This is a genomic window from Streptomyces qaidamensis (assembly GCF_001611795.1).
Classification (GTDB): domain Bacteria; phylum Actinomycetota; class Actinomycetes; order Streptomycetales; family Streptomycetaceae; genus Streptomyces; species Streptomyces qaidamensis.
Genome location: NZ_CP015098.1, coordinates 1,801,937 through 1,826,449, shown reverse-complemented (window position 1 = coordinate 1,826,449; position 24,513 = coordinate 1,801,937). Strand labels below are relative to the sequence as shown.

The following is a 24,513-nucleotide window of genomic DNA, read 5'->3' as shown; positions in this document are numbered from 1 at the left end:
CCCGGTGCCTGCTCCGATCGTGCACGTTACCGCCAAGTATCGATGATCGATCGCCGGGGTCGGGTCCGCTTCGGGCATGCTGGGCCCGGAGCGATCCGCGGCCGGGCGGATCCGCGGCTTTTTGGGGCATGCGGATGGGACGAGTCTCACGCAGGGCGTTCGCGGTGGCGGCGCTGTCGGCTTTCACGATGATGCCTCGGGCGTCGGCCGCGACCGGCCGCCGGGGCGGCGCCCCGGACCCCGAGATGCGGGGTGTCTGGATCGCGTCCGTGGCCAACCGCGACTGGCCGTCGAAGCCGGGGCTGACCGCCTCGCAGCAGCGGGCCGAACTGCTCACCCACCTCGACACGGCGGTCCGCAACCGGCTCAACACCGTGTTCTTCCAGGTCCGGCCCACGGCGGACGCCCTGTGGCCCTCGCCGTACGAGCCCTGGTCGCAGTACCTCACCGGCACCCAGGGCGAGGACCCCGGCTGGGACCCGCTGGGTACGGCGGTCCAGGAGGCGCATGCGCGGGGCCTCCACCTGCACGCCTGGTTCAACCCGTACCGGGTCGCCGCACACGCCGACCCGACCCGGCTCGCCGCGTCCCACCCCGCCCGGGAGAACCCCGACTGGGTGGTGACGTACGGCGGGAAGCTCTTCTACAACCCGGGGCTGCCCGAGGTCCGCGCCTTCGTCGAGGACGCGATGCTCGACGCGGTGGCGAAGTACCCCGTGGACGGCGTCCACTTCGACGACTACTTCTACCCGTACCCCGTGGCGGGGGAGGGCTTCGACGACGACGCGGCCTACGACGAGCACGGCGGCGGCTTCCCGGACCGGGCCGCCTGGCGGCGGGACAACATCGACCGGCTGGTGCGGGAGACGGCGGACCGGGTCAAGGAAATCCGGCCGGGCGCCCGCTTCGGCATCAGCCCCTTCGGCGTGTGGCGCAACGCCGGGACCGACCCGCTCGGCTCGGACACGAAGGCGGGTGTGGAGACGTACGACGATCTGCACGCGGACACGCGGAAATGGGTGCGCGAGGGCTGGATCGACTACATCGTCCCGCAGCTGTACTGGAACATCGGCTTCGCCGCCGCCGACTACGCGAAGCTGCTGCCCTGGTGGGCGGAGGTCGCGCGCGGCAGCACGACGCAGCTCTACGTGGGGGAGGCGCTGTACAAAGCCGGTGACCCGGCCCAGCCCGCGGCGTGGCACGAGACGGACGAACTCTCCCGGCACCTGACGCTGGCCGGGGAGTACCCGCAGGTGCGCGGACACGTCTACTTCGCCGCCAGGGACGTGGCGGCCGACCGGATCGGGGCGATGGCGCGGGTCGTCGCCGACCACTACGGGCAGCCGGTGCCGCCCCCGCGCTGAGTCACGGCCCGGTCGTGGTCTCCCTGTGCCGGATCTCGGTGTCCGGACCCGGCGAACACACGCCCTCGTGCCCGTCCTCGAACCGGACGCGGTACGGGGGATTGCCCTCCTGGCCGAGCACTTCGACGATCTCGCCGACCTTGTCGTGCTGACCGACCACCCTGCCGTGCTGGACAAGCTGGTCGCCCACGGTTGCGCGCATCTGGGGCCTCCTCACGATGTGCGGAGCAGCGGTCCGTGGCCTCCGAGTCTACGGCGGGGGGCGCTTGCCGGCAGGAGCCGTGCGCCGTCCCGCTCAGCCGCGTGATCGCTGTGTGACGGCGATGCAGACCAGCACCGCCGCGGCCGTCAGCGGGGCGGCGACCGTGAGGTGCTCGCCCAGCAGCAGCACCGACCACACCAGTGTGAGCAGTGGCTGGGCGAGCTGCAACTGGCTGGCCTTGGGGATACCGATGGCCGCCATGCCGCGGTACCAGACGACCAGCCCGGCGAACTGTGAGCCCGCCGCGACCCACAGCAGCCCGGTGACGCTGTGCGCGGTCAGGTGCACGGGCTCCTGCGCCAGGGCGAACGCGGCGACGGGCACGGTCAGCGGCAGGCACAGCACCAGCGCCCAGCCGATCACCTGCCAGCCCGGCATGACCCGGGCCAGGCGGCCGCCCTCGGTGTAGCCGGCCGCGCACACCAGCAGCGCGGCGAAGAGGTACAGGTCGGCGGTGGTCAGGGCGCCGCCGCTCTGCTGCACGGTGAAGGCCAGCACCGCCGCCGCGCCCGCGAGGGCGGCGGTCCAGAAGGTGCGCGAGGGCCGGGTGCCCACACGCAGCGCCGAGAAGAGAGCGGTCGTCAGCGGCAGCAGCCCGACCACGACGGCGGCGTGCGCGGTGGTGGAGGTCTCCAGTGCGAGCGTGGTGAGCAGGGGGAACCCGAGGACGACACCGGCCCCGACGACAGCGAGCCCCGGCCAGTGCCGGCGGGCGGGGAGCGGCACCCGCAGGGCCAGCAGACAGCCGCCCGCGATCACCGCGGCCAGAACGCTCCGCACGGCGACCAGCGACCAGGGCCCGAAGCCCTCCAGCCCCCAGGCGGTGGCCGGGAACGTGAGGGAGAAGGCGACGACGCCGAGGGCGGCCTGAAGGGTGCCGAGCCCGGGGCGCTCCGGTCCCGAGAGGGAGACTGCTATCGGGGACGTCGTAGTAGCGCTACTCTCTGCTCTCATGCAAGAGCGTAGCAGTGTAGGCGAACTGGCCGAACAGCTGAGGCGAGAGCTCGACCGCTACTCGCCCGGTGGAAAGCTGCCGTCGAGCCGGGCGCTCGTCGAGCGGTTCCGGGTGAGCCCGGTGACGGTGTCACGGGCCCTGGCGCAGCTCGCCGCCGAGGGGCTGGTGGTCACCCGGCCCGGCGCGGGCGCGTTCCGCGCGCAGGCCCGCACCGCAGCGGCCCCTGCCGGGGACACCTCCTGGCAGGAGGTCGCGCTCAGCGCCGACGGTGCCGCCGACCTCGTGCCGCGCTCGGTCGACGCCTCCGGGGTGCTGGTGTCGCTTGCCGCGCCGCCGCCCGGCGTGATCGAGTTCAACGGCGGCTATCTGCACCCGTCGCTGCAGCCGGAGCGGGCGATGGCCGCCGCCCTCTCACGGGCCGGGCGCCGTCCCGGCGCCTGGGGGCGCCCGCCCATGGAGGGGCTGCCGGAGCTGCGCGAATGGTTCGCGCGGAGCATCGGCGGCGCGGTCACGGCCGCCGAGGTGCTGATCACCGCCGGCGGGCAGTCCGCGCTCACCACCGCCCTGCGTGCGCTCGCCCCGCCCGGCGCCCCCGTCCTGGTCGAGTCGCCGACCTACCCCGGCATGCTCGCCATCGCCCGGGCGGCGGGCCTGCGCCCGGTCCCCGTCCCGGTGGACGCCGACGGGGTGCGGCCGGAGCTGCTCGCGGACGCGTTCCGTGCCACCGGCGCCCCGGCCTTCGTCTGCCAGCCGCTCTTCCAGAACCCCACCGGCGCGGTCCTGGCGCCCGGGCGGCGCGCCGAGGTGCTGCGCATCGCCCGGGAGGCGGGCGCGTTCGTCGTCGAGGACGACTTCGTGCGGCGGCTGGTGCACGAGGACGCGGGGCCGCTGCCGCGCCCCCTGGCCGCCGACGACCCCGACGGTGTCGTCGTCCACGTCTCCTCGCTCACCAAGGCGACCTCGCCCAGCTTCCGGGTCAGCGCCCTGGCCGCGCGGGGGCCGGTCCTGGAGCGGCTGCGGGCCATCCAGGTCGTCGACACGTTCTTCGTGCCGCGCCCCCTCCAGGAGGCCGCACTGGAACTCGTCGGCTCGCCCGCCTGGCCGCGTCATCTGCGGGCCGTCTCCGCGGAGTTGAAGGCCCGCCGGGACGCGATGACCGGCGCCCTCGCCCTGCACCTGCCGGAGCTCGTCCTGCCGCACGTCCCGTCCGGCGGCTACCACCTGTGGCCCCGCCTGCCCGACGGCACGGACGAGTCGGCCCTGACCTCCGCGGCCCTGCGGGCCGGCGTCGCCCTCACGCCCGGCCGCCCGTACTTCAGCGCCGAACCACCGGCCGCACACCTGCGGCTGAGCTTCGCGGCGGTCGCCGGGACCGGGGAGATCGCCGAGGGCGTACGACGGCTGCGCAGGGCCTGCGACGAGGTGCTGCGATAACCGTTCGACGCTCCTGCGGGCCGCCTGCGACCATCGCGGCCATGACCGACACCCCGAGCCTGCCCGAGGGCTGCGAGATCTCCACCGACCCCGCCCGCGTCGACCGCGAGCGCGTGCATCACTGGCTGTCCACCGACGCGTACTGGGCGCTGGGGCGCACCCGGGAGAAGCAGGACCGGGCGATCGAGGGGTCGCTCAACTTCGGCGTGTACGAGACGGTGTCGGGGAAGCAGGTCGCCTACGCCCGGGTGATCACCGACCGGGCGACCTTCGGGTGGCTGTGTGACGTGTACGTCGATCCGTCGGTGCGCGGCAAGGGCGTCGGCGGTGCGCTCGTGGCCGCCGTACGGGACGAGCTGCGGTCGTACGGGGTGCGGCGGGTGCTGCTCGCCACGCACGACGCCCACGGGGTGTACGCGCGGCACGGGTTCGCGGCACTGGAGCGCCCCGGGGACTGGATGGCGCTGGTCTTCGGCCCGTGAGGGCCGGCGCACCCTCGGTAACTCGTAGGTAACACCTCTTGACCTGCGTACTTGCTGCGTCCACCATCGCCGCATGCCACTTCGGGTCACCTTCGTCGCCGCCGCGCGCAGCTCCCCGGTGCTCGCCGAGCGTTTCGAGGACGAGCAGCCGCTGGACCAGGCCGGCTGGGCCGAGGTGGAGCGGGTCGCGCAGGAGCTGCTGCCGCTCGCCGCGGCCGAACTGCGCTACTGCTCGCCGACTCCGCGCAGCCGGGCGACGGGGGAGGGGCTCGGGTACGCGCCGCTCGTGCAGCTCGGCCTGCGCGACTGCGACATGGGCCGGTGGCGCGGGCTGACCCTGGGCGAGGCGATGGCCCGGGAGCCGGATGCCGTGGACGCCTGGCTCGCCGACCCGCGCGCCACACCGCACGGCGGTGAGTCGCTGGTCGACTTCATCACCCGGGTCGGCGGCTGGCTCGACACCCGGCCCGTCGAGGACGGCTGCCGGGTCGTGGCGGTGGCCGAGCCGTCCGTGATCCGGGCGGCCCTGGTGTACGCCCTGAAGGCACCGCCCTCGACGTACTGGAACATCGATGTCCGCCCCCTGTCGACGACGTCCGTGACGGGCCGGGCGGGACGCTGGAACCTGCGCTTCGACGGGGCGTCGGCTCAGCCCTCGCGCGCGTAGCCGGTGCGCAGCACCAGGTCCTTGGCGGGGCCGCGGACCTGCCACACCGTCCGCCAGTGGTCCGCGTCGAGGACGGTGAACTCCCCGCGGTAGAGGTCCGCCGAGCAGGGATGGCCGGCGCGATGCCGGCCGGACGTCAGGTCCAGGTCGTGGAACGGCCTGCCGTCGGCGAACCGCACGTCCGCCGTGCCGCCCGGACCCGGCAGGAACCGCAGAGTCCGCTCCGCGGGCCGGGGGACGCCCTGCCAGACGAAGATGCCGGACTCGTGGTGCAGCAGCCCGCCGGTCTCCTCCGTGCGGAACTCGGTGGTGCCGGTGAACTCACCCTCCGCGCCGCTCGCGAGATCCCGCACCGACCGTGTCACGCGCCAGCGCCCGGCCAGATACACCAGCACGTCCGGCACTGGCCAGAACTCGCCCATCCCGTACCGCTCTCCGCCCCACGCGTTGCTGCGCGACCCATTGACGCGCATCCGCCCCCTCCCTATCTTGCCGTTCGAAGTGCTGATCAATGTCTGATATTTCGAACACTCCTCTACCAGAGAGCCGCGGAGTATCCATGCCACGCACCGCCGCCCGCACCCGATGGAGAGTCGGCCTCACGGCCACCGCCCTCCTGACGGCAGCAGCCCTCATACCGGCCCCCGCGCACGCCGAGGACGTCACCGACTACGCGATCACCGTCGACCCGTCCGCCCGGGGTGCCACGATCGACGACACGATGTACGGCGTCTTCTTCGAGGACATCAACCGGGCCGCCGACGGAGGTCTGTACGCCGAGCTCGTGCAGAACCGGTCCTTCGAGTACTCCACCGCCGACAACGGCTCCTACACGCCCCTGACCTCGTGGGCGGTCGGCGGCACGGCCGAGGTCGTGAACGACTCGGGTCGCCTCAACGAGCGCAACCGCAACTACCTCTCCCTGGGCGCCGGCTCGTCCGTCACGAACGCCGGCTACAACACCGGCATCCGGGTCGACAAGGGCAAGCGGTACGACTTCTCCGTCTGGGCCCGCGCCGCGAGCGGTGCCACGCTCACGGTCTCCCTGAAGGACACCGCGGGCACCCTCGCCACCGCCCGCCAGGTCGCCGTGAAGGGCGGCTGGGCCAAGTACGAGGCCACCTTCACCGCGACCCGCACCAGCAACCGCGGCCGTCTCGCCGTCGCCTCGTCGGACGCCGCCGCGCTCGACGAGGTGTCGCTGTTCCCGCGCGACACCTACAAGAACCAGCCGAACGGCCTGCGCAAGGACCTCGCCGAGAAGATCGCCGCCCTCAAGCCCGGCTTCGTGCGGTTCCCCGGCGGCTGCCTGGTCAACACCGGCTCCATGGAGGACTACAGCGAGGCCTCGAACTGGCAGCGCAAGCGCAGCTACCAGTGGAAGGACACCATCGGACCCGTAGAGCAGCGCGCCACCAACGCCAACTTCTGGGGTTACAACCAGAGCTACGGTCTCGGCTACTACGAGTACTTCCGCTTCTCCGAGGACGTCGGCGCGATGCCGCTGCCCGTCGTCCCCGCCCTGGTGACCGGCTGCGGCCAGAACAAGGCCACCGACGACGAGGCGCTGCTCAAGCGGCACATCCAGGACACCCTCGACCTCATCGAGTTCGCCAACGGACCGGCGACCTCCACGTGGGGCAAGGTGCGCGCGCGGATGGGCCACCCCAAGCCCTTCCACCTCACCCACATCGGGGTCGGCAACGAGGAGAACCTCCCCAAGGAGTTCTTCGCCCGCTTCGAACGGTTCCGGACGGCCATCAAGGCGAAGTACCCGGACATCACCGTCATCTCCAACTCGGGCCCGGACGACGCCGGCACGACCTTCGACACCGCCTGGCAGCTCAACCGCGAGGGCAAGGTCGACATGGTCGACGAGCACTACTACAACAGCCCGAACTGGTTCCTGCAGAACAACGACCGCTACGACTCCTACGACCGCAGCGGCCCCAAGGTCTTCCTCGGGGAGTACGCCTCCCAGGGCAACGCCTGGAAGAACGGCCTGACCGAAGCCGCCTTCATGACCGGACTGGAGCGCAACGCGGACGTCGTCAAGCTCGCCTCGTACGCCCCGCTGCTCGCCAACGAGGACTACGTGCAGTGGCGCCCGGACATGATCTGGTTCAACAACCGGGCCTCCTGGAACTCGGCCAACTACGAGGTCCAGAAGCTGTTCATGACCAACGTCGGCGACCGCGTCGTCCCGTCGAAGGCCACGACCACGCCGAACGTCAGCGGCCCGATCACCGGCGCCGTCGGCCTGTCGACGTGGGCGACCAGCGCCGCGTACGACGACGTGCTGGTCACTTCGGCGGACGGCTCGACCCTGCTGAGCGACGACTTCTCCGGTGACGCCTCGAAGTGGAAGCACTCCGGCGCGGGCAGCTGGAGCGTCCAGGACGGGGCCTACGTCCAGACCGACACCGCCGCCGAGAACACCCTGGTCACGGCGGGCGACCCGGCCTGGAAGGACTACGACCTGCATGTGAAGGCCACCAAGAAGTCCGGCAAGGAGGGCTTCCTCGTCGCCTTCGGCGTCAAGGACACCGGCAACTACTACTGGTGGAACCTGGGCGGCTGGAACAACACCCAGTCCGCGATCGAACAGGCCGTGGACGGCGGCAAGGGCACCCTGATGACGAAGCCCGGGTCGATCGAGACCGGCCGGGCCTACGACATCGACATCAAGGTCCGCGGCCGTCAGGTCACCCTGTTCCTCGACGGCAAGGAGTGGGGCAGCTTCAAGGACGACAAGCCGGCCGAGCCGTTCCGCCAGGTCGTGACCAAGGACGCGAAGACCGGTGACCTGATCGTCAAGGTCGTCAACGCCCAGTCCGCCGAGGCCCGTACGGCCGTCGACCTCGGTGGCGCCAAGGTCGCCTCCACGGCCCGCGTGACCACGCTGGCCGCCGACGAGGACGCCGTGAACACCGAGACGGACACGCCGGTGACGCCGGTGACGTCCACGTTCCGGGGGGTGGCCGGGAAGTTCACGTACACCTTCCCGGCGAACTCCGTGACGTTCCTGAGGATCAAGCAGAGGTGACCTCCCGCTGTGTGGCCGCCGCCCCGGGCAGCGGCCACACAGCGCCGTCACCGCCCGCGCGTCTTGAGAGGGACAGGGGAAGCGGGCCTCGCTCAACCGAGTGAGGCCCGCTTCGCGCAGCGTGTTCAGACGACGGCCGTGGCGGTTCTTTGCGCGGGTACCGAGCCGGCGTCGGTCAAGGCGGCCAGGTATCGCTCGGCGTCCAAGGCTGCGGCACAGCCGCTGCCGGCGGCGGTGATCGCCTGGCGGTAGATGTGGTCGACGACGTCGCCCGCGGCGAACACACCCGGGATGTTCGTGCGCATGGTCGGCGACTGCACCTTGAGGTAGCCGTTCTCGTCCAGGTCCAGCTGGTCCCTGAACAGTTCCGTGCGCGGGTTGTGTCCGATCGCGATGAACAGGCCGGTCACGTCCAGGTCGCGGGTCTTGCCGGTGAACGCATCGCGCAGGACGACACCGGCGAGCTTGCCGTCCGCTTCCTTGATCTCTGCGATGTCGCTGTCGAAGGCGAAGGAGATCTTGTCGTCGGCGAAGGCGCGGTTCTGCATCACCTGGGAGGCGCGCAGGGTGGAGCGACGGTGGACGACGGTCACGGACTTGGCGAAGCGGCTGAGGAAGGTGGCTTCCTCCATGGCGGTGTCGCCGCCGCCGACGACCACGATGTCGCGATCGCGGAAGAAGAAGCCGTCGCAGGTGGCGCACCAGGAGACTCCCCTGCCGGACAGCTCGTCCTCCTTGGGCAGGCCGAGCTTGCGGTAGCCGGAGCCGGTCGCGACGATCACTGCCCTGGCCCGGTGGACGGCGCCCGCGGAGTCGGTTACCTCTTTGACATCGCCGGTGAGGTCGACGAAGACGATGTCGTCCTCGACGATCTCAGCGCCGAACTTCTCGGCCTGAGCCCGCATGTTCAGCATCAGGTCCGGCCCGTCGATGCCCTCGGGGAAGCCGGGGAAGTTCTCGACCTCGGAGGTCGTGGTGAGCGAGCCGCCGACGAAGATGGCGCCGCCGAAGACGAGCGGCTTGAGCTGGGCGCGGGCTGCATAGAGGGCGGCGGTGTACCCGGCGGGGCCGGAGCCGATGACGATGACCTCGCGCATGCCGGTGTCGGTCACTGGGGTCACGCCTCCTGCTTGGCGTCGATCTCGGCGATCAGGGCCTCGATGCGGGTCTTGATCTCGTCGCGGATGGGGCGGACGGCGTCGACGCCCTTGCCGGCCGGGTCTTCCAGGGCCCAGTCGAGGTACTTCTTGCCGGGGAAGATCGGGCAGGCGTCGCCGCAGCCCATGGTGATGACGTAGTCGGATGCCTGGACGGCCTCGGTGGTGAGGACCTTCGGCTTGGCGTCGGCGATGTCGATGCCGACTTCCTTCATGGCCTCGACGGCGGAGGGGTTGACCTGGTCACCCGGGATGGAGCCGGCGGAGCGGACCTCGATCCGGTCGCCCGCGAGGTGGGAGAGGAATCCGGCAGCCATCTGCGAGCGTCCGGCGTTGTGGACGCAGACGAACAGCACGGAGGCGAGCGGGCTGGAGGACATCGGTTCTTCCTTCGTGAGTGGTTCTTGCGGTGGTGCGGGGTGCGGCTTCAGGTGCTCGGCAGGGAGGCGAGCAGTTCGGTGATGTGGGCGTCGATCTCGTCGCGGATGCCGCGCACGACGGCGGTCGGGGCGCCCTCGGGGTCGGTGACCGGCCAGTCCAGGTAGCGGCGGCCCGGCAGGACGGGGCAGGCGTCCCCGCATCCCATGGTGATGACGATGTCGGCGGCCTGCACGACCTCGTCGGTCAGCGGCTCGGGGGAACGCGTCCGTGAGGTCCACGCCCGCCTCGGTCAGCACCTGGGTGACGACCGGCTCGACCTCGGCGGCCGGGAGCGTGCCTGCGGACGATACGACCACCTGTCCGCCCGCGCGGTGTGCGAGCAGGGCGGCGGCGGCCATCTGCGAGCGTCCGGCGTTGTGGCTGCACACGAACAGCACCCGTGGCAGGCCGCAGCCGGGAGCGCCCTCGACGTGCGCGAGCGCGTCCAGCCGCTCGGTGGCCAGGTGCTCGGCCAGCACGACCAGGCGGGTGGGATACGGGCGTGCTCGGCGAGACGCTCGTAGGAGTCGGTGACGAGACGCTGGACGGTCTCCGGGGAGAAGCGCCCGCGGTAGCGCAGGGCGAGACGGGCGATGCCCGACGCCAGGCGCTCATCAGGCAGGACAGGAGGAGGGGATGCGGTCACGGGAACCCCCTTCGGGGCGGAGGGATGCGAGTCCCGGGTATCAGCCCCGGCTGGTATCAGCTCGGCGTGATGTGACAGTATCAGCCCATGCTGACGTCAGTCGACACTGATCTGATCCGGGTTCTGGCCGATCCGCTCAGGCTTCGAATCGTGACCTTGCTGGCCAAAGAGACGCTGTGCACCACCCACCTGGTGGAGGAGACCGGTGCCCGGCAGACCAACCTCTCCAACCACCTGAAGGTGCTGCGCGAGGCAGGGGTCGTCGAGACGGAGCCGTGCGGCCGCTACACCTACTACAGGCTTCGCCCGGACGTCATCGCCCAGCTCGCCGGCCGGTTCAACGACCTGGCCGAGTCCGCTCGCAACGCCGCCGACAACAAGAGGGCCTGCCCGTGACCCCCACCGAAGCATCCGCAACCGCCGAGGAGCCCTCGGTCGTCGCGAAGCTCTCGACGCTCGACCGCTTCCTCGCCGTGTGGATCCTCCTCGCCATGGCCATCGGCCTCGGCCTGGGCCGCGCCGTCCCCGGCCTCAACGACGCCCTCGCCAAGGTCGAGATCGGCGGCATCTCCCTGCCGATCGCCATCGGCCTGCTGATCATGATGTACCCGGTGCTGGCCAAGGTCCGCTACGACAAGCTCGACGCCGTCACCGGCGACACGAGGCTCATGGCCTCGTCGCTGGTCATCAACTGGATCGTCGGCCCGGCGGTCATGTTCGCGCTGGCCTGGATCTTCCTGCCGGACCTGCCCGAGTACCGCACCGGCCTGATCATCGTCGGCCTCGCCCGGTGCATCGCGATGGTCATCATCTGGAACGACCTCGCCTGCGGCGACCGCGAAGCCGCCGCGGTACTCGTGGCGCTGAACTCAGTCTTCCAGGTCCTGGCGTTCGGCCTGCTGGGCTGGTTCTACCTCGACCTGCTGCCCGGCTGGCTGGGCCTGGGCAACGGCGAGCACCTCGACATCTCCATGTGGAAGATCGCGGCGAACGTCGTCATCTTCCTCGGCATCCCGCTGCTGGCCGGCTTCCTCACCCGCCGCATCGGCGAACAGAAGCTCGGCCGCGAGAAGTACGAGTCCGACTTTCTTCCGAAGATCGGCCCGTGGGCCTTGTACGGCCTGCTCTTCACGATCGTCATCCTCTTCGCCCTGCAAGGGAAGACGATCACCACGCAGCCTCTCGACGTCGCCCGCATCGCGCTGCCGCTGCTGGTGTACTTCGCCTTGATGTGGTTCGGCACGTTCGCCCTCGGCAAGGTCATCGGCCTCGCCTACGACCGCACCGCGACGCTCGCCTTCACGGCAGCCGGCAACAACTTCGAGCTGGCCATCGCGGTCGCGATCGCCACCTTCGGCGTCACCTCCGGCCAGGCCCTGTCGGGCGTCGTCGGCCCCCTGATCGAGGTCCCGGTGCTGGTGGCTCTGGTGTACGTCTCTCTGGCCTGGCGACGGAAGTTCAGCACCGGTCAGCAGCTGAGAGCGGCACCGCAGGAGAGCTGAGGCACTGCCTGGACTGCACCGCCACCGGATCGCAGGTCGCCGCGGTCGTCTGCCCCAGTGCGGAGCCGCTGCCTGCGCCGCCCACGCCGCGTGCTGCCCGGAGACCAACTGCATGGTGCGGACCTCGTGACGGGCGACCGGCACACACAGCTGGTGATCGTCGGCGGCGGCCAGGCCGGGCTCGCCGTCGGCTACCACCTCCGCAGGCTCGGCCTGGACTTCGTCATCCTCGACGCCCAGGCCGAGCCGGGCGGCGCCTGGCAACACGCCTGGGACTCGCTGCACCTGTTCTCGCCAGCCGCCTTCTCGTCACTGCCGGGGCGGCTGATGCCACCGCAGCCGGGCCAGGAGTACCCGGACGCCGAGCACGTGGTCGCCTGCCTGCGCGAGTACGAAAAGCGCTACGAGCTACCGGTGGAGCGGCCGGTGCGGGTGCAGGGCGTGCACCGGGACGGCCCGGCCCTGCGCGTGGCGACGGACTCGGGCACCTGGCACGCCCGAGCGGTGATCAGCCCACCGGCACCTGGTGGCGGCGCTTCTCCGCCTACATACGGGTGCGACACCACGAAGTGACCTCGCGCACCGGCCGAACGGAAGAAGAATCCTCCACCCTGGGTGTACTGCTCACCCCGCGCCGCGACGGGAAGCGGCCCTGGGACACCAGTACAGTGCGAGTTCACGGCGATCTCGAACTGTCCGAGAAAGAACTGCGGCTCTACAGCACGGCATGGAACCGCACCCTCGAAGACGGCATGGTCAGTGTCACCGACCCCACGACGTCCCCTCCCTGGGATCAGGCCACTGCTGGCAGGGTCAACAGTTTGCCCATCGCGGCCAGCACCGACGGCTCGACCCGGTAATAGACCCAGGTGCCGCGCCGCTCGGAAGTCAGCAGCCCGGCCTCCTTGAGCTTCTTCAGGTGGTGGGAGACGGTCGGCTGGGAGACGCCGACATCGGAGATGTCGCACACGCACGCCTCGCCGCCCTCGTGCGAAGCCACAGCCGAGAACAGCCGCAGCCGCACCGGGTCGCCCAATGCCTTGAACATCCGCGCCGCCGTTTCGGCCTCCTCCGCGGTGAACGGGCGCTCGGTGAGCGGCGGGCAGCACGGCGCCACGGCCTCGGGAACCTCGGGTTCCAGCAGCGGCAGCACCTTGGTATTCGACATGCGTCTATGTTGACACACGTCGAACCATGCGGGCGAGGGTCGAGCGGGCTCAGGTCCGGGCCAGGCGAGCGGCGACGCTGCGCGCGACTTGTGCGGCGTCACGGCCCACGCCGCGCAGGGAGTTCGACGGGTCGGTATCCGGTGGCCGGCAGGATCGTGTCCATCTCCTCCGTGGTCCCGTCCTCCCCGGTGACCTTGGTGCCGCTGGCTCCGGTGAACAGCGGGCGCCGGTCCGGTCTCCCCGCCGCGACGGCACCCCGATGGCGGCCGGCTCGAAGCCCCGCCGCCGCAGGGCGTGCGCTGCGGCCGGCCCCGACTGCCCGGCCCCGATCACTACGACGTCGACGTGCTTCACGAGGCGCCCCCGATTCGACGCCTGTCTATGTTGACGGACATCGAAGCAGGTGCCATGCTGGCAACGCAAGCCATCGACGAATGTCGAAGCAAAGGGGAACCTCGTGGCCGTGTCCATCAACAGCGTGCTCGCCACTGATCAGCTGCCGGTCGTGGTCATCGGAGCAGGTCCGGTCGGCCTGGCCGCCGCAGCCCACCTCGTCGAGCGCGGCATCGAACCGCTGGTCCTGGAAGCCGGACCGTCGGCCGGCACCGCCGTTCGCGACTGGGCACACGTGCGGCTGTTCTCGCCCTGGTCGGAGATCACCGATCCCGCTGCGGAGAAGCTCCTCGCCCCGACCGGCTGGACCCGCCCCGATGGCTCCGCTTATCCGACCGGCGGTGACTGGGCCGAGCAGTACCTGCAGCCCCTCGCCGACCTCCTCGACGACAAGATCCGCTACGGGGTGACCGTGGTCGGCGTCGCCCGTGCCGGACGCGACCGCATCGTCGACTCAGGGCGCGACGAGCAGCCCTTCACCGTGCACATCGCGCCGGCCGACGGCCGCGAGGAACGGATCAGCGCACGGGCGGTCATCGACGCCTCCGGCACCTGGTCCACCCCCAGTCCGCTGGGCGCCGACGGCCTGCCGGCTCTCGGTGAGAAGTCCGCCATCAGCCGCATCTCCTACCGCGTGCCCGATCTGGGCGACCCGGCCGTACGCGCCCGGTATGCAGGCAAGCGCACCGCCGTGGTCGGCTCCGGTGCCTCCGCCTTTACCGCCCTCGCCCATCTCGCGGACCTGGCCAAGGACGAGCCGGGCACCCACGCGGTGTGGATCCTGCGCCGCGGTATCACCGGCTCCACCTTCGGCGGCGGCGAGGCCGACCAGCTTCCCGCCCGCGGCGCCCTGGGCCTGCGCGCCAAGGCCGCCGTCGAAGCTGGCCACGCCAGCACGGCGACCGGATTCCGTACGCAGGCTGTGGAGCGCAACGGCGACCGGCTCGTCCTCGTGGACGAGAACGGCCGCCGCCTCGACCCGGTCGACGAGGTCATCGCCCTGACCGGCTTCCGCCCCGACCTGTCCTTCCTCTCCGAGATCCGCCTCGGCCTCGACGAACGTCTCCAGGCCCCGACCGCACTCGCCCCGCTGATCGACCCCAACGTCCACTCCTGCGGCACCGTCTACCCGCACGGCGTCAACGAACTGGCCCACCCCGAACAGGGTGCCTACCTGGTGGGCATGAAGTCCTACGGCCGCGCCCCGACATTCCTCGCCATGACCGGCTACGAACAGGTCCGCTCCATCACCGCAGCCCTCGCCGGAGACCGCGAGGCCGCCGAGCGCGTCGAGCTGACCCTGCCCGAGACCGGCGTGTGCGGCGGCGCGGGCCTGTTCGACGAACCCGAGGCGGCCCAGTCCGGCCAGGACGGTGGCTGCTGCGGCGCTTCGGCCACTGTGCAGATCGGCACCGGCGCGTCGGCCTCATCGGGCGGCTGCTGACTCGCCCACCCATCACTGACATCAGGAGGTACGTCATGTCCCGCGTGCAATTGGCTCTTCGTGTTCCGGACCTGGACGCGTCCGTCGCCTTCTACAGCAAGCTTTTCGACACCGAGCCCGCCAAACTCCGCGACGGCTACGCCAACTTCGCCATCGCCGAACCGCCGCTCAAGCTCGTCCTGATCGAAGGCCCGGCGGGTGAGGCAACACGGATGGACCACCTGGGTGTCGAGGTCGAGACGACCGAGGCCGTCCACGCCGCCACCATCCGTCTGAGCGAGGCCGGCATGACCACCGACGTGGAGAACGACACCACCTGTTGCTACGCCCTACAGGACAAGGTCTGGGTCCACGGCCCCGGCCAGGAGCCCTGGGAGGTCTACGTGGTGAAGGCCGACGCCGGCTCCCTGGCCAAGCAGCAGGGCAGCACCTGCTGCACCACCCCGTCCTCGGTCGACTCCGGCTCGGAGAAGCCGGTCGCTGCGGGCGGCTGCTGCTGATCCGGCCATGACCGACCTTCACACCAGCGAGGCCGTGACGGGGGCGGGGGACCGGTCACGGCCTCGCGCCGTGCTGCCCGCGCTCTGCGCCACGCAGATCACCGGCTGGGGCATCGTCTGCTACGCCTGCCGTCCAGGCGTCCAACAGAAGCCGAGCCGATCGCCCCCGGCCCGGTGAACCGGTACGAGGCGGCGAAAGAGAGCACGTCGGTCGGCGGGCCACCGTTGTCGATGATGACGGCTTGACCAGGAAAGGAGAGCATGTCCCGGTAGAAGTGGTCCACCACCCGCCACGTCGAACTCCACCGACGAGGCCATCCGTCCCCGAGCAGCAGCCGATCCCGCAGCCCGGCATCCCCGTCGTACGCCGTGACCAGCCGGTCCAGACAGCTCGAATCCGACGGGATCTTCGCAATCGCTGTGTCGCCCACTCACCCGGAGCAGCACCATTCGGCCGGCAACGGGAGCGCTACTCCGGTACTGACCGCAACACAGTGTTACGGGACCAAGATCCGCCAACTGGCGTGCTCCACGCGCCAACTGAAATTCTCGGTCACACGTGACAGCCGCGCCGCCCTTGTATGGGATTGCATAAACGTGCAGCGAAACGTATAGTCATGCCCTCTAAGGAGGAGGATCCATGGCGGTACGTGCGGCAGTGGCCGGAGCGAGTGGGTACGCGGGCGGGGAACTGCTGCGTCTGCTCCTGGCACACCCCGAGGTCGAGGTCGGCGCCCTGACCGGCAACTCGAACGCGGGGCAGAGGCTCGGTGCGCTCCAGCCGCACCTGCTGCCCCTGGCCGGGCGAGTGCTCCAGGAGACCACCCCGGACGTCCTCGCCGGTCACGACGTCGTCTTCCTCGCTCTGCCGCACGGGCAGTCCGCCGCCGTCGCCGAACAGCTCGGCCCGGACGTCCTCGTCGTCGACATGGGCGCCGACTTCCGCCTGACGGACGCCGCCGCCTGGGAGCGGTTCTACGGCTCGCCGCACGCCGGGACCTGGCCCTACGGCCTTCCCGAACTGCCGGGCGCCCGCGCCGCGCTGGAGGGGTCCAAGCGCGTCGCGGTGCCCGGTTGCTACCCCACTGCCGTGTCCCTGGCTCTCTTCCCGGCGTACGCGGCGGGCCTGGCCGGACCCGAGGCCGTGATCGTCGCCGCGTCCGGCACGTCCGGCGCGGGCAAGGCGCCCAAGCCGCACCTGCTGGGCAGCGAGGTCATGGGCTCGATGTCCCCCTACGGCGTCGGCGGCGTGCACCGGCACACCCCCGAGATCACCCAGAACCTCAGCGCGGCCGCGGGAGAGCCGGTCACGGTGTCCTTCACCCCGACCCTCGCGCCGATGCCCCGCGGCATCCTCGCCACGTGCAGCGCCAAGGCCGCCGACGGCGTCACGGCCGAGTCCCTGCGCGCCGTCTACGAGAAGGCCTTCGCCGACGAGCCGTTCGTGCACCTGCTCCCCGAGGGCCAGTGGCCCGCCACGGCGTCCGTCTACGGTTCGAACGCCGTTCAGGTGCAGGTCGCGTACGACGCGGCCGCCGGACGGATCATCGTGATCAGCGCCATCGACAACCTCACCAAGGGCACCGCGGGCGGTGCCGTCCAGAGCATGAACATCGCCCTGGGTCTCGACGAGACCACCGGACTGACGACGATCGGAGTTGCGCCGTGAGTGTGACGGCAGCAAAGGGATTCACGGCGGCGGGCATCGCCGCCGGGATCAAGGAGAACGGCAACCCCGACCTGGCCCTCGTGGTCAACACCGGCCCCCGCCGCGCCGCCGCCGGCGTCTTCACCTCCAACCGTGTGAAGGCCGCGCCGGTGCAGTGGTCCGAGCAGGTCATGAAGAGCGGCCAGGTGTCCGCCGTCGTCCTCAACTCCGGTGGTGCCAACGCCTGTACCGGACCGAAGGGCTTCCAGGACACGCACGCCACGGCGGAGAAGGTCGCCGAGGTCCTGGGCCGGGGCGCCATCGAGGTCGCCGTCTGCTCCACCGGCCTCATCGGCCTCCTGCTCCCCATGGACAAGCTGCTCCCGGGCGTGGAGACCGCCGCCGCCCAGCTCTCCGAGCACGGCGGCGAGAAGGCCGCCATCGCCATCAAGACCACCGACACCGTCCACAAGACGTCCGTCGTCACCAAGGACGGCTGGACCGTCGGAGGCATGGCCAAGGGCGCGGGCATGCTCGCCCCCGGCCTCGCCACCATGCTCGTCGTCCTCACCACCGACGCGGACCTGGAGAACGAGGCCCTGGACAAGGCGCTGCGGGCGGCCACCCGTACGACCTTCGACCGCGTCGACTCCGACGGCTGCATGTCCACCAACGACACCGTGCTGCTGCTCGCCTCCGGCTCGGCCGAGGTCACCCCGGAGTACGAGGAGTTCGCCGAGGCCGTACGGCAGGTCTGCGACGACCTCGGCCAGCAGCTCATCCGGGACGCCGAGGGCGCCAGCAAGGACATCAAGGTCGAGGTGATCAACGCCGCGACCGAGGACGACGCCGTCGAGGTGGGCCGCTCCATCGCCCGCAACAACCTCCTCAAGTGCGCCATCCACGGTGAGGACCCCAACTGGGGCCGCGTGCTCTCCGCGATCGGCACCACGTCCGCCGCCTTCGAGCCCGACCGGCTCAACGTCGCCATCAACGGCGTGTGGGTCTGCAAGAACGGCGGTGTCGGCGAGGACCGCGAGAAGGTCGACATGCGCTACCGCGAGGTGCACATCGTCGCCGACCTCGCCGCCGGGTCCGAGACCGCCACGATCTGGACCAACGACCTCACCGCCGACTACGTCCACGAGAACAGCGCCTACTCGTCATGAGCAGTGGAGCGACACGCAAGCACACCGCGCTGCCCAAAGCCCAGATCCTCATCGAGGCGCTGCCCTGGCTGGTCCGGCACAACGGCAAGACGGTCGTCATCAAGTTCGGCGGCAACGCCATGATCGACGAGGACCTGAAGGCCGCCTTCGCCCAGGACGTCGTGTTCCTGCACCACGCCGGACTCAAGCCCGTCGTCGTGCACGGCGGCGGACCGCAGATCAGCGCCGCCCTCGACCGGCACGGCATCGTCAGCGAGTTCAAGGCGGGCCTCAGGGTGACCACCGAGGACGCCATGGACGTCGTACGGATGGTGCTGGCCGGGCAGGTCCAGCGCGAACTGGTCGGGCTGCTCAACCAGCACGGGCCGCTCGCCGTCGGCCTGACCGGCGAGGACGCACACACCATCACCGCCACCAAGCACCAGCCCGAGATCGACGGCGAGCTGGTCGACATCGGGCGCGTCGGCGAGATCACCGCCATCGACACGGGCGCCATCGAGGCCCTGCTCGCCGACGGCCGCATCCCGGTCGTCTCCTCGATCGCCCGCTCCCAGGACGACGGACATGTCTACAACGTCAATGCTGATACGGCGGCTGCGGCACTCGCTGCTGCACTGGACGCCGAAACCCTCATGGTCCTCACGGACGTCGAGGGCCTCTACGAGGACTGGCCGCACAGCGACGAGGTGATCAGCCGCCTCACCGCCACCGAGCTGGAGCGGCTGCTGCCGGACCTGTCGTCCGGCATGGTGCCGAAGATGGAGGGCTGCCTGCACGCCGTGCGCAACGGCGTCACCACCGCCCGCGTCATCGACGGCCGGGTCCAGCACTCGATCCTGCTGGAGATCTTCACCGACGAGGGCATCGGCACGATGGTCGTGCCCGACGAGCAAGAGGGGGACGCCGTATGACCGCCCATCAGGAGTACGCCGAGCGGTGGCAGGGCGCGCTCATGAACAACTACGGCACCCCGCTGCTGCCCCTGGCCCGCGGCGAGGGCACCCGCGTCTGGGACGCCGACGGCCATTCCTACCTCGACTTCGTCGGCGGCATCGCCACCAACGCCCTCGGCCACGCCCACCCGGCGGTCGTCGAGGCCGTCACCCGGCAGATCGGCTCCCTCGGCCACATCTCCAACTTCTTCATGGCCGAGCCGACCGTCGCCCTCGCCGAACGGCTGCTGCGCCTCTTCGGCCGGGACGGCAAGGTCTTCTTCTGCAACTCCGGCGCCGAGGCCAACGAGGCCGCGTTCAAGATCGGCCGGCTGACCGGCCGGACCCACATCGTGGCCACCGAGGGCGCCTTCCACGGCCGGACCATGGGCGCCCTGGCGATGACCGGCCAGGCCGGCAAGCGCGAGCCGTTCCTGCCGCTGCCCGGCGACGTCACGCACGTGCCGTTCGGCGACGCGCAGGCCCTGGCCGCGGCGGTGACCGAGGAGACCGCGCTCGTCATCCTCGAACCGATCCAGGGCGAGCTCGGCGTGGTCGTCCCGCCGGCCGGCTACCTCAAGGCGGCCCGGGCCATCACGGCCGCGACCGGGGCGCTCCTCGTCCTCGACGAGGTGCAGACCGGCATCGGCCGGACCGGGCACTGGTTCGAGTACCAGGCACACGAGGGCGTCCTGCCCGACGTCGTCACCCTCGCCAAGCAGCTCGGCGGCGGACTGCCGCTGGGCGCCACCGTCGCCTTCGGGCGCGCGGCCGACCTGCTCCAGCCCGGACAGCACGGCACGACCTTCGGCGGCAACCCGGTCGCCTGCGCCGCCGGGCTCGCCGTCCTCGACACCATCGAGAACGAGGGGTTGCTGGAGAACGTCAAGCGGCAGAGCGAGAGGTTGCGGGACGGAATCGAGGGCCTCGGACATCAGTTGATCGATTTCGTCCGGGGGACGGGACTCCTCCTGGGTATCGTGCTGACCGAGCCGCTCGCGCCCCAGGTGCGCCAGGCGGCTCAGGAGGCCGGATTCCTGGTGAACGTGCCCGCCCCCGACGTCGTCCGGCTGATGCCACCGCTGAACCTGCGCGACGACGAGGTGGACGCGTTCCTCGGGGCGCTGCCCGGCATCCTCCAGGCAGCAAGCGGGGACGGACGATCCGGGGAATGAGACGACGATGAGCCAGGCGCAGGACCACGAGCAGCCGGGGGCCAACGGGCCCGCCGTGCCGCAGACCCGCACCGCCCGCCACCGCCGGATCGTGGACATCCTCAACCGGCAGCCGGTCCGCTCGCAGAGCCAGCTGGCGAAGCTGCTCGCCGACGACGGGCTGAACGTCACGCAGGCGACGCTCAGCCGGGACCTGGACGAGCTGAACGCGGTGAAGATCCGCAACGCCGACGGCGACCTGATCTACGCGGTGCCCAGCGAGGGCGGGTTCCGTACGCCCCGGGCGCCGCTGGGCGGGTCGGCGAAGGAGGAGCGGATGCGGCGGCTCTCACAGGAGCTGCTGATCTCCGCGGAGGCCTCGGCGAATCTCGTGGTCCTGCGTACCCCTCCGGGGGCGGCGCAGTTCCTGGCCTCGGCCATCGATCAGGCCGAGCTGCACGACATCCTGGGGACGATCGCGGGTGACGACACGTTGCTGCTGATCAGTCGGGAGCCTACGGGGGGTCAGGCCCTGGCCGATCATTTGCTGAGGCTGGCGCAGAACGGGCACTGAGCGCCGTAGGAGTGCCGGTGGTGGGTGGGTGCGGGTGCGCTGTGGCCGTTCGCGCGGTTCCCCGCGCCCCTCCGGGGCATCTCCCCAGCTGCGGGCAGTCGTGCCGCTGAGGCGGCACCCGTCCCAAGGAGAGCGGCACCCCGCTGCGCCGGGCTGCGGACCCACCCGGCCTCAGCCTCACCTCACCCCAGCCTCGCAGCCAAACCCCCCGTGCACCGCACCTCGTCCCCGGCCGTGATCAGCAGGGCCTCCACATCCGGCAGCGACTCCAGCCACGCCAGCCCCTCCCGCGACCCCATCGCGAACGCCGCCGTCGCCCAGCAGTCGACCCACGTCAGCCGGGTACCCACCACCGTCACGGCGACCAGGTCGGTGACAGCCGACCGCCCCGTACGGGGATCGACGATGTGGTCTCCCCGCTCCGCCGTACCGGACGTGGCCACGGACAACTCGTCCACCCCGCCCGCGGAGACGACCGCCGCGAGACCCCCGGGACGCAACGGATCGGCCACGCCCACACGCCACGGCCGCTGCCCACCCGGTGTCCCGAGCAGCTGCACATCGCCGCCGCCGTTCAGGTTCACCCCGCACACCCCGGGCACGTCCGCCAGCCGCCGCGCCGCCCGCTCGACCGCCCAGCCCTTGACGATGCCGGTCGGATCGAGGCGGCCCCGGTACGACGTGCTGAACCAGCCGTCGCTCCTCCGCTCCGCCTCGGCGGCCAGTTCCAGCACCTCGGCGACCTCGGGGTCGCACTGCGCGACGGTCAGCTCCCCGCGCTGCAGCCGGGAGATCTGGCTGTCCTCGCGGTACGTGCTGAACACCTCGTCGACCCGGTGCAGCCCGGCGACGGCCTCGTCCAGGGCCGCGCGCACGGCGGCCGGTTCCCCGCCGCGGACGTCGAAGGAGAAGACGGTCCCCATCGTCTCCTCGGCATGACGTACCGCGGCGGGAGCCTCTGCGGAGTCGGCCACCGTGTCAGCCACCGGCCTGGTCCAGCGCGGACTGGAGGGACTGCTTGTAGCCGGCGCTGGTGTACGTGGCCCCGGACACGGCGTCGATCTGCGCGTTTCCGGCCGCCACGGCCGCCTGGTTGAGGCGGGGGACGGAGGAGGAGGTGATCTGGTCGCTGCGGCCGCCCTTGGGAGCCTGGACGGCTTCGGCCTTGGTGATCTTCCCGCCCGCGACCGTCACCCGCACCTGAACCGGCCCGTACTGCGTCTGTGCCACGCTGCCGGTGAGGGTCTGCGTCGCCGCCCGACCGCCTCCCGAGCCCGCCGCCTGGCCACCGCCCCCCGAACCCGCGGCCTGCGAGGAGCCGCCGCCGGCCGGAGCCTTGTCCAGGGCCGACTGGAGGGACTTCTTGTAGCCGGCGCTGGTGTACGTGGCGCCCGAGACCGCGTCGATGTCCGCGTTTCCGGCCGCCACGGCCGCCTGGTTGAGGCGGGGGACGGAGGAGGAGGTGATCTGGTCGCTGCGGCCGCCCTTGGGAGCCTGGACGGCTTCGGCCTTGGTGATCTTCCCGCCCGCGACCGTCACCCGCACCTGGACCGGCCCGTACTGCGTCTGCGCGACATCGCCGGTCAGCGTCTGCGCGTTGCCCGACCCCTGCTGTGCCCCGGCCGACGCCTTCGCCTTGTCCAGGGCCGACTGGAGGGACTTCTTGTAGCCGGCGCTGGTGTACGTCGCCCCGGAGACCGCGTCGATCTCCGCGCTCTGCGCCGCGACCGCCGCCTGGTTCAGACGCGGCACCGAGTCGGCCGTGATCTGGTCGCTGCGGCCGCCCTTGGGGGCCTGTACCGCCTCGGCCTGGGTGATCTTGCCGTTGTTCATGGTCAGGCGGACCTGCACCGCGCCGTACTGCGTCTGCGCCGCGTCACCGGTGACCGCGCCGTTCACGCCGCCCTGCGGGGCCTGCCCGGCCGCCGCGGGGGGCGCCTGGCCCGCCGCCTGGGCCGACCCCGGGTCGGAGGCCGGCTTCAGGGACAGCAGCAGCACGATCCCGGAGACGGTGGCTGCGCCGGCGAGCACGGCACGCCGGACGGGGTGAGACTTCCTCATCGTTTCCCAAACTCCTGAAGGGCTGTTGGTGTCCCGTCGCTCACATCTCGAACGACTCGTGATGGATGCGGCGGGCGGGTACGCCCGCGCCGCGCAGTGCCTCGTAGACCGACTGGGCGAAGCCGGGCGGCCCGCACATGAAGACGTCGTGGTCGTCGATGTCCGGGATCTTGCGCTGGAGGGACTCCGCCGAGATGTCGGGGCGTTCCCCCTCCGGACTGTTGACCGCGTACATCAGCCGCGCGCCGCGCTCGTCGGCGATCTTGGCGAGTTCGCCCCACAGCGCCAGGTCCTGCGTGGTGTTGGCCCGGTAGAGAAGGGTGATGTCGCCGGACGCGCCCGGCAGCGTCTCGAACAGCGCCCGCATCGGGGTGATGCCCACACCGCCCGCGACCAGCAGCACCTTGCCGCGGCTGCGGCGCTGGGCGGTCATCGCGCCGTACGGGCCCTCGGCCCACACCTTGGTGCCGGGTTCGAGATCACGCAGCCGGGAGGTGTGGTCACCGATCGCCTTGACCGTGATCCGCAGCATGTCCGGGCGGGGCGCCGCCGACAGCGAGTACGGGTGCGAACTGAAGCGCATGCCCGGCGCCTTGAACCGCCAGCGGAAGAAGTGCCCGGCCTCCGCACCCATCCGGTGCAGCTTGCGCCCGCTGATCAGCACGGACACGATCCCGGGGGTCTCCTCGATGACCGCCGCCACCCGCATGCGGTGCCGCATGTTCAGCCGGATCGGCGTGAGGATCCGGTACCAGACGACCAGCGCGGTCACCACGCCGTACAGCCCGTACCAGAAGGTCTTCGCGGCCGGCTCGACGGCGAACTCGTTGCCGGTGGTGATCTGGTGCCAGAACGTCAGGTACACCGCCGCGTACGTCAGCAGGTGCACGTGGTACCACGTGTCGTACCCGATCAGCCGGCGCACCCCGCCGATCGACAGGATCCCGATGAGGAACAGCAGGCCCGTGCCGATGGCGGCCTTGCCCATGTCGGGCAGCTGGTTGATGGAGTCGGTCGTCTGCTGGACGATGTCGCCGAGCCCCTTGCCCGCCTGCAGGGCGTAGCCCCACATGATGAGGAAGACGTGGGCGAGGACCAGGCAGAGCGTGTAGCGGCCGGTCATGGCGTGCCAGCGGGCGACCCGGTCGGTGCCCACCCGGCGCTCCAGCGCGGGCACCCGGGCCATCTGGAGCACCACCAGCGCCATGAGGTAGCCGGCGAGCAGGCCGGTGATCCGGCCGGCGGCCAGGATCTTGCTCGTGTTGTCCGCGAGGGACGGTGTGTTGTCCCACCACAGCCACAGCACGGCCGCCGCACCGGCCCACAGGGCGATCAGCAGCGGGACGGCCGGGGAGCGGCGCGGGCGGATGCGGCGCATCGTCTGGCGGCGGGCGGCACGTCCGCCTGCGAGCGTGGTGGTCACGGTTCCTCCGTGGGGACTTGACCCTTGGCCCACAGATACGTGCCGGGAGACGGGAGTGTTCAGCCGCGTCCCGAGTCGGCTGCGAACAGGAGTGACCGCTGGTAACACGGA

The 24,513-nt window shown here is 71.1% G+C and carries 25 protein-coding genes and 2 pseudogenes; 16 read left to right on the top strand and 11 right to left on the bottom strand.

The window, feature by feature from the left end; genetic code table 11:
• Nucleotides 1-134 precede the first annotated feature (134 nt).
• The gene (locus A4E84_RS07930; RefSeq protein ID WP_062925857.1) at nt 135-1,364 is read left to right on the top strand and encodes a glycoside hydrolase family 10-like protein; all 1,230 of its coding nucleotides are present in this window, start codon (nt 135-137) and stop codon (nt 1,362-1,364) included.
• A gap of 1 nt (nt 1,365) precedes the next feature.
• Here A4E84_RS07930 and A4E84_RS07925 read toward each other — a convergent pair whose 3' ends face one another.
• Together A4E84_RS07925 and A4E84_RS07920 are read right to left on the bottom strand one after the other, a co-directional pair.
• Complete coding sequence (locus tag A4E84_RS07925) at nt 1,366-1,566, bottom strand: DUF1918 domain-containing protein (protein WP_010045242.1); 201 nt, start codon at nt 1,564-1,566, stop codon at nt 1,366-1,368.
• 93 nt (nt 1,567-1,659) lie between these two features.
• On the bottom strand, nt 1,660-2,580 hold the full coding sequence (locus A4E84_RS07920; RefSeq protein ID WP_079128898.1) for a DMT family transporter: 921 nt from the start codon (nt 2,578-2,580) through the stop codon (nt 1,660-1,662).
• Here A4E84_RS07920 and A4E84_RS07915 point away from each other — a divergent pair.
• The 3 genes from A4E84_RS07915 (at nt 2,579) to A4E84_RS07905 (ending at nt 5,164) form a co-directional block, all read left to right on the top strand.
• The gene (locus tag A4E84_RS07915; RefSeq protein WP_062925856.1) at nt 2,579-4,015 is read left to right on the top strand and encodes an aminotransferase-like domain-containing protein; all 1,437 of its coding nucleotides are present in this window, start codon (nt 2,579-2,581) and stop codon (nt 4,013-4,015) included. The genes A4E84_RS07920 and A4E84_RS07915 overlap by 2 nt on opposite strands.
• A 41-nt stretch (nt 4,016-4,056) precedes the next feature.
• The gene (locus A4E84_RS07910) at nt 4,057-4,497 is read left to right on the top strand and encodes a GNAT family N-acetyltransferase (protein WP_062925855.1); all 441 of its coding nucleotides are present in this window, start codon (nt 4,057-4,059) and stop codon (nt 4,495-4,497) included.
• Between the two features lie 73 nt (nt 4,498-4,570).
• Nucleotides 4,571-5,164: a histidine phosphatase family protein gene (locus A4E84_RS07905; RefSeq protein WP_062925854.1), complete on the top strand. Its 594-nt coding sequence runs from the start codon at nt 4,571-4,573 to the stop codon at nt 5,162-5,164.
• Here A4E84_RS07905 and A4E84_RS07900 read toward each other — a convergent pair.
• Nucleotides 5,146-5,586 (bottom strand): DUF6314 family protein, encoded by a 441-nt coding sequence (locus A4E84_RS07900; protein ID WP_062925853.1) that lies wholly within the window; start codon nt 5,584-5,586, stop codon nt 5,146-5,148. The genes A4E84_RS07905 and A4E84_RS07900 overlap by 19 nt on opposite strands.
• A 137-nt stretch (nt 5,587-5,723) precedes the next feature.
• Between A4E84_RS07900 and A4E84_RS07895 the strand changes: the two genes are divergently transcribed.
• Nucleotides 5,724-8,210 (top strand): alpha-L-arabinofuranosidase C-terminal domain-containing protein, encoded by a 2,487-nt coding sequence (locus A4E84_RS07895; RefSeq protein WP_062925852.1) that lies wholly within the window; start codon nt 5,724-5,726, stop codon nt 8,208-8,210.
• Nucleotides 8,211-8,335: 125 nt separating this feature from the next.
• Here the strand turns inward: A4E84_RS07895 and trxB are convergent, their stop codons facing one another.
• The 4 genes and pseudogenes from trxB to A4E84_RS45465 form a co-directional block, all read right to left on the bottom strand.
• Nucleotides 8,336-9,307 carry a thioredoxin-disulfide reductase gene (trxB, locus tag A4E84_RS07890; RefSeq protein WP_062931358.1) on the bottom strand — a complete coding sequence of 324 codons (972 nt, stop codon included), beginning with the start codon at nt 9,305-9,307 and terminating at the stop codon, nt 8,336-8,338.
• Nucleotides 9,308-9,327: 20 nt separating this feature from the next.
• On the bottom strand, nt 9,328-9,747 hold the full coding sequence (locus A4E84_RS43830) for an arsenate reductase ArsC (RefSeq protein WP_062925851.1): 420 nt from the start codon (nt 9,745-9,747) through the stop codon (nt 9,328-9,330).
• Between the two features lie 47 nt (nt 9,748-9,794).
• Nucleotides 9,795-10,146 (bottom strand): annotated as a pseudogene (locus A4E84_RS43825) (arsenate-mycothiol transferase ArsC).
• Complete coding sequence (locus A4E84_RS45465) at nt 10,038-10,433, bottom strand: three-helix bundle dimerization domain-containing protein (protein WP_335340825.1); 396 nt, start codon at nt 10,431-10,433, stop codon at nt 10,038-10,040. The pseudogene A4E84_RS43825 and the gene A4E84_RS45465 overlap by 109 nt, the downstream one beginning before the upstream one ends.
• 87 nt (nt 10,434-10,520) lie before the next feature.
• On the opposite strand from A4E84_RS45465, the gene A4E84_RS07875 reads away from it, so the two are divergent.
• From A4E84_RS07875 to A4E84_RS07865, 3 genes and pseudogenes are all read left to right on the top strand, one after another.
• Nucleotides 10,521-10,829 carry an ArsR/SmtB family transcription factor gene (locus tag A4E84_RS07875; RefSeq protein ID WP_062925850.1) on the top strand — a complete coding sequence of 103 codons (309 nt, stop codon included), beginning with the start codon at nt 10,521-10,523 and terminating at the stop codon, nt 10,827-10,829.
• Nucleotides 10,826-11,935 (top strand): ACR3 family arsenite efflux transporter, encoded by a 1,110-nt coding sequence (arsB, locus tag A4E84_RS07870; protein WP_062925849.1) that lies wholly within the window; start codon nt 10,826-10,828, stop codon nt 11,933-11,935. The genes A4E84_RS07875 and arsB overlap by 4 nt, the downstream gene beginning before the upstream one ends.
• A gap of 126 nt (nt 11,936-12,061) precedes the next feature.
• Nucleotides 12,062-12,474 (top strand): annotated as a pseudogene (locus A4E84_RS07865) (FAD-dependent oxidoreductase); the annotation flags it as partial.
• A 254-nt stretch (nt 12,475-12,728) separates the two neighbouring features.
• Here A4E84_RS07865 and A4E84_RS07860 read toward each other — a convergent pair.
• Complete coding sequence (locus tag A4E84_RS07860; RefSeq protein WP_062925848.1) at nt 12,729-13,103, bottom strand: ArsR/SmtB family transcription factor; 375 nt, start codon at nt 13,101-13,103, stop codon at nt 12,729-12,731.
• 464 nt (nt 13,104-13,567) lie between these two features.
• Here A4E84_RS07860 and A4E84_RS07855 point away from each other — a divergent pair, with 464 nt between their 5' ends.
• From A4E84_RS07855 to A4E84_RS07825, 8 genes are all read left to right on the top strand, one after another.
• On the top strand, nt 13,568-14,941 hold the full coding sequence (locus A4E84_RS07855; protein ID WP_237304879.1) for an FAD-dependent oxidoreductase: 1,374 nt from the start codon (nt 13,568-13,570) through the stop codon (nt 14,939-14,941).
• Between the two features lie 35 nt (nt 14,942-14,976).
• Nucleotides 14,977-15,441 carry an ArsI/CadI family heavy metal resistance metalloenzyme gene (locus A4E84_RS07850; RefSeq protein ID WP_062925847.1) on the top strand — a complete coding sequence of 155 codons (465 nt, stop codon included), beginning with the start codon at nt 14,977-14,979 and terminating at the stop codon, nt 15,439-15,441.
• Nucleotides 15,442-15,448: 7 nt separating this feature from the next.
• Nucleotides 15,449-15,619, top strand: coding sequence for a hypothetical protein (locus A4E84_RS42860; protein WP_159029561.1), 171 nt, complete (start codon nt 15,449-15,451; stop codon nt 15,617-15,619).
• A gap of 462 nt (nt 15,620-16,081) precedes the next feature.
• Complete coding sequence (argC, locus tag A4E84_RS07845; RefSeq protein ID WP_062925846.1) at nt 16,082-17,110, top strand: N-acetyl-gamma-glutamyl-phosphate reductase; 1,029 nt, start codon at nt 16,082-16,084, stop codon at nt 17,108-17,110.
• Nucleotides 17,107-18,258 (top strand): bifunctional glutamate N-acetyltransferase/amino-acid acetyltransferase ArgJ, encoded by a 1,152-nt coding sequence (gene argJ / locus A4E84_RS07840; RefSeq protein WP_062925845.1) that lies wholly within the window; start codon nt 17,107-17,109, stop codon nt 18,256-18,258. The genes argC and argJ overlap by 4 nt, the downstream gene beginning before the upstream one ends.
• Nucleotides 18,255-19,169: an acetylglutamate kinase gene (gene argB / locus A4E84_RS07835; protein WP_062925844.1), complete on the top strand. Its 915-nt coding sequence runs from the start codon at nt 18,255-18,257 to the stop codon at nt 19,167-19,169. Before argJ ends, argB begins: the two co-directional genes overlap by 4 nt.
• Nucleotides 19,166-20,365 (top strand): acetylornithine transaminase, encoded by a 1,200-nt coding sequence (locus A4E84_RS07830; protein WP_062925843.1) that lies wholly within the window; start codon nt 19,166-19,168, stop codon nt 20,363-20,365. Before argB ends, A4E84_RS07830 begins: the two co-directional genes overlap by 4 nt.
• A 7-nt stretch (nt 20,366-20,372) precedes the next feature.
• Nucleotides 20,373-20,918, top strand: coding sequence for an arginine repressor (locus tag A4E84_RS07825; RefSeq protein ID WP_031142079.1), 546 nt, complete (start codon nt 20,373-20,375; stop codon nt 20,916-20,918).
• A 182-nt stretch (nt 20,919-21,100) separates the two neighbouring features.
• On the opposite strand, the gene A4E84_RS07820 is transcribed toward A4E84_RS07825, so the two are convergent.
• From A4E84_RS07820 to A4E84_RS07810, 3 genes are read right to left on the bottom strand one after another with little or no spacing between them, the layout of a single operon-like run.
• The gene (locus tag A4E84_RS07820; protein WP_418082192.1) at nt 21,101-21,904 is read right to left on the bottom strand and encodes an FAD:protein FMN transferase; all 804 of its coding nucleotides are present in this window, start codon (nt 21,902-21,904) and stop codon (nt 21,101-21,103) included.
• Nucleotides 21,897-22,979: an FMN-binding protein gene (locus A4E84_RS07815; protein ID WP_062925842.1), complete on the bottom strand. Its 1,083-nt coding sequence runs from the start codon at nt 22,977-22,979 to the stop codon at nt 21,897-21,899. Before A4E84_RS07815 ends, A4E84_RS07820 begins: the two co-directional genes overlap by 8 nt.
• A 40-nt stretch (nt 22,980-23,019) precedes the next feature.
• The gene (locus tag A4E84_RS07810) at nt 23,020-24,402 is read right to left on the bottom strand and encodes a ferredoxin reductase family protein (RefSeq protein WP_062925841.1); all 1,383 of its coding nucleotides are present in this window, start codon (nt 24,400-24,402) and stop codon (nt 23,020-23,022) included.
• Nucleotides 24,403-24,513: the final 111 nt, after the last annotated feature.

Coding starts and splice junctions, on each gene's coding strand:
- A4E84_RS42860 (WP_159029561.1), top strand. CDS start 15,449: ATGACCGACCTTCACACCAGCGAGGCCGTGACGGGGGCGGGGGACCGG.
- A4E84_RS07830 (WP_062925843.1), top strand. CDS start 19,166: ATGACCGCCCATCAGGAGTACGCCGAGCGGTGGCAGGGCGCGCTCATG.
- argC (WP_062925846.1), top strand. CDS start 16,082: ATGGCGGTACGTGCGGCAGTGGCCGGAGCGAGTGGGTACGCGGGCGGG.
- A4E84_RS07905 (WP_062925854.1), top strand. CDS start 4,571: ATGCCACTTCGGGTCACCTTCGTCGCCGCCGCGCGCAGCTCCCCGGTG.
- A4E84_RS07815 (WP_062925842.1), bottom strand. CDS start 22,979: ATGAGGAAGTCTCACCCCGTCCGGCGTGCCGTGCTCGCCGGCGCAGCC.
- A4E84_RS07920 (WP_079128898.1), bottom strand. CDS start 2,580: ATGAGAGCAGAGAGTAGCGCTACTACGACGTCCCCGATAGCAGTCTCC.
- A4E84_RS07860 (WP_062925848.1), bottom strand. CDS start 13,103: ATGTCGAATACCAAGGTGCTGCCGCTGCTGGAACCCGAGGTTCCCGAG.
- A4E84_RS07850 (WP_062925847.1), top strand. CDS start 14,977: ATGTCCCGCGTGCAATTGGCTCTTCGTGTTCCGGACCTGGACGCGTCC.
- A4E84_RS07895 (WP_062925852.1), top strand. CDS start 5,724: ATGCCACGCACCGCCGCCCGCACCCGATGGAGAGTCGGCCTCACGGCC.
- trxB (WP_062931358.1), bottom strand. CDS start 9,307: ATGCGCGAGGTCATCGTCATCGGCTCCGGCCCCGCCGGGTACACCGCC.
- A4E84_RS43830 (WP_062925851.1), bottom strand. CDS start 9,747: ATGTCCTCCAGCCCGCTCGCCTCCGTGCTGTTCGTCTGCGTCCACAAC.
- A4E84_RS07930 (WP_062925857.1), top strand. CDS start 135: ATGGGACGAGTCTCACGCAGGGCGTTCGCGGTGGCGGCGCTGTCGGCT.
- A4E84_RS07910 (WP_062925855.1), top strand. CDS start 4,057: ATGACCGACACCCCGAGCCTGCCCGAGGGCTGCGAGATCTCCACCGAC.
- A4E84_RS07825 (WP_031142079.1), top strand. CDS start 20,373: ATGAGCCAGGCGCAGGACCACGAGCAGCCGGGGGCCAACGGGCCCGCC.
- A4E84_RS07875 (WP_062925850.1), top strand. CDS start 10,521: ATGCTGACGTCAGTCGACACTGATCTGATCCGGGTTCTGGCCGATCCG.
- A4E84_RS07900 (WP_062925853.1), bottom strand. CDS start 5,586: ATGGGCGAGTTCTGGCCAGTGCCGGACGTGCTGGTGTATCTGGCCGGG.
- A4E84_RS07925 (WP_010045242.1), bottom strand. CDS start 1,566: ATGCGCGCAACCGTGGGCGACCAGCTTGTCCAGCACGGCAGGGTGGTC.
- argB (WP_062925844.1), top strand. CDS start 18,255: ATGAGCAGTGGAGCGACACGCAAGCACACCGCGCTGCCCAAAGCCCAG.
- A4E84_RS07915 (WP_062925856.1), top strand. CDS start 2,579: ATGCAAGAGCGTAGCAGTGTAGGCGAACTGGCCGAACAGCTGAGGCGA.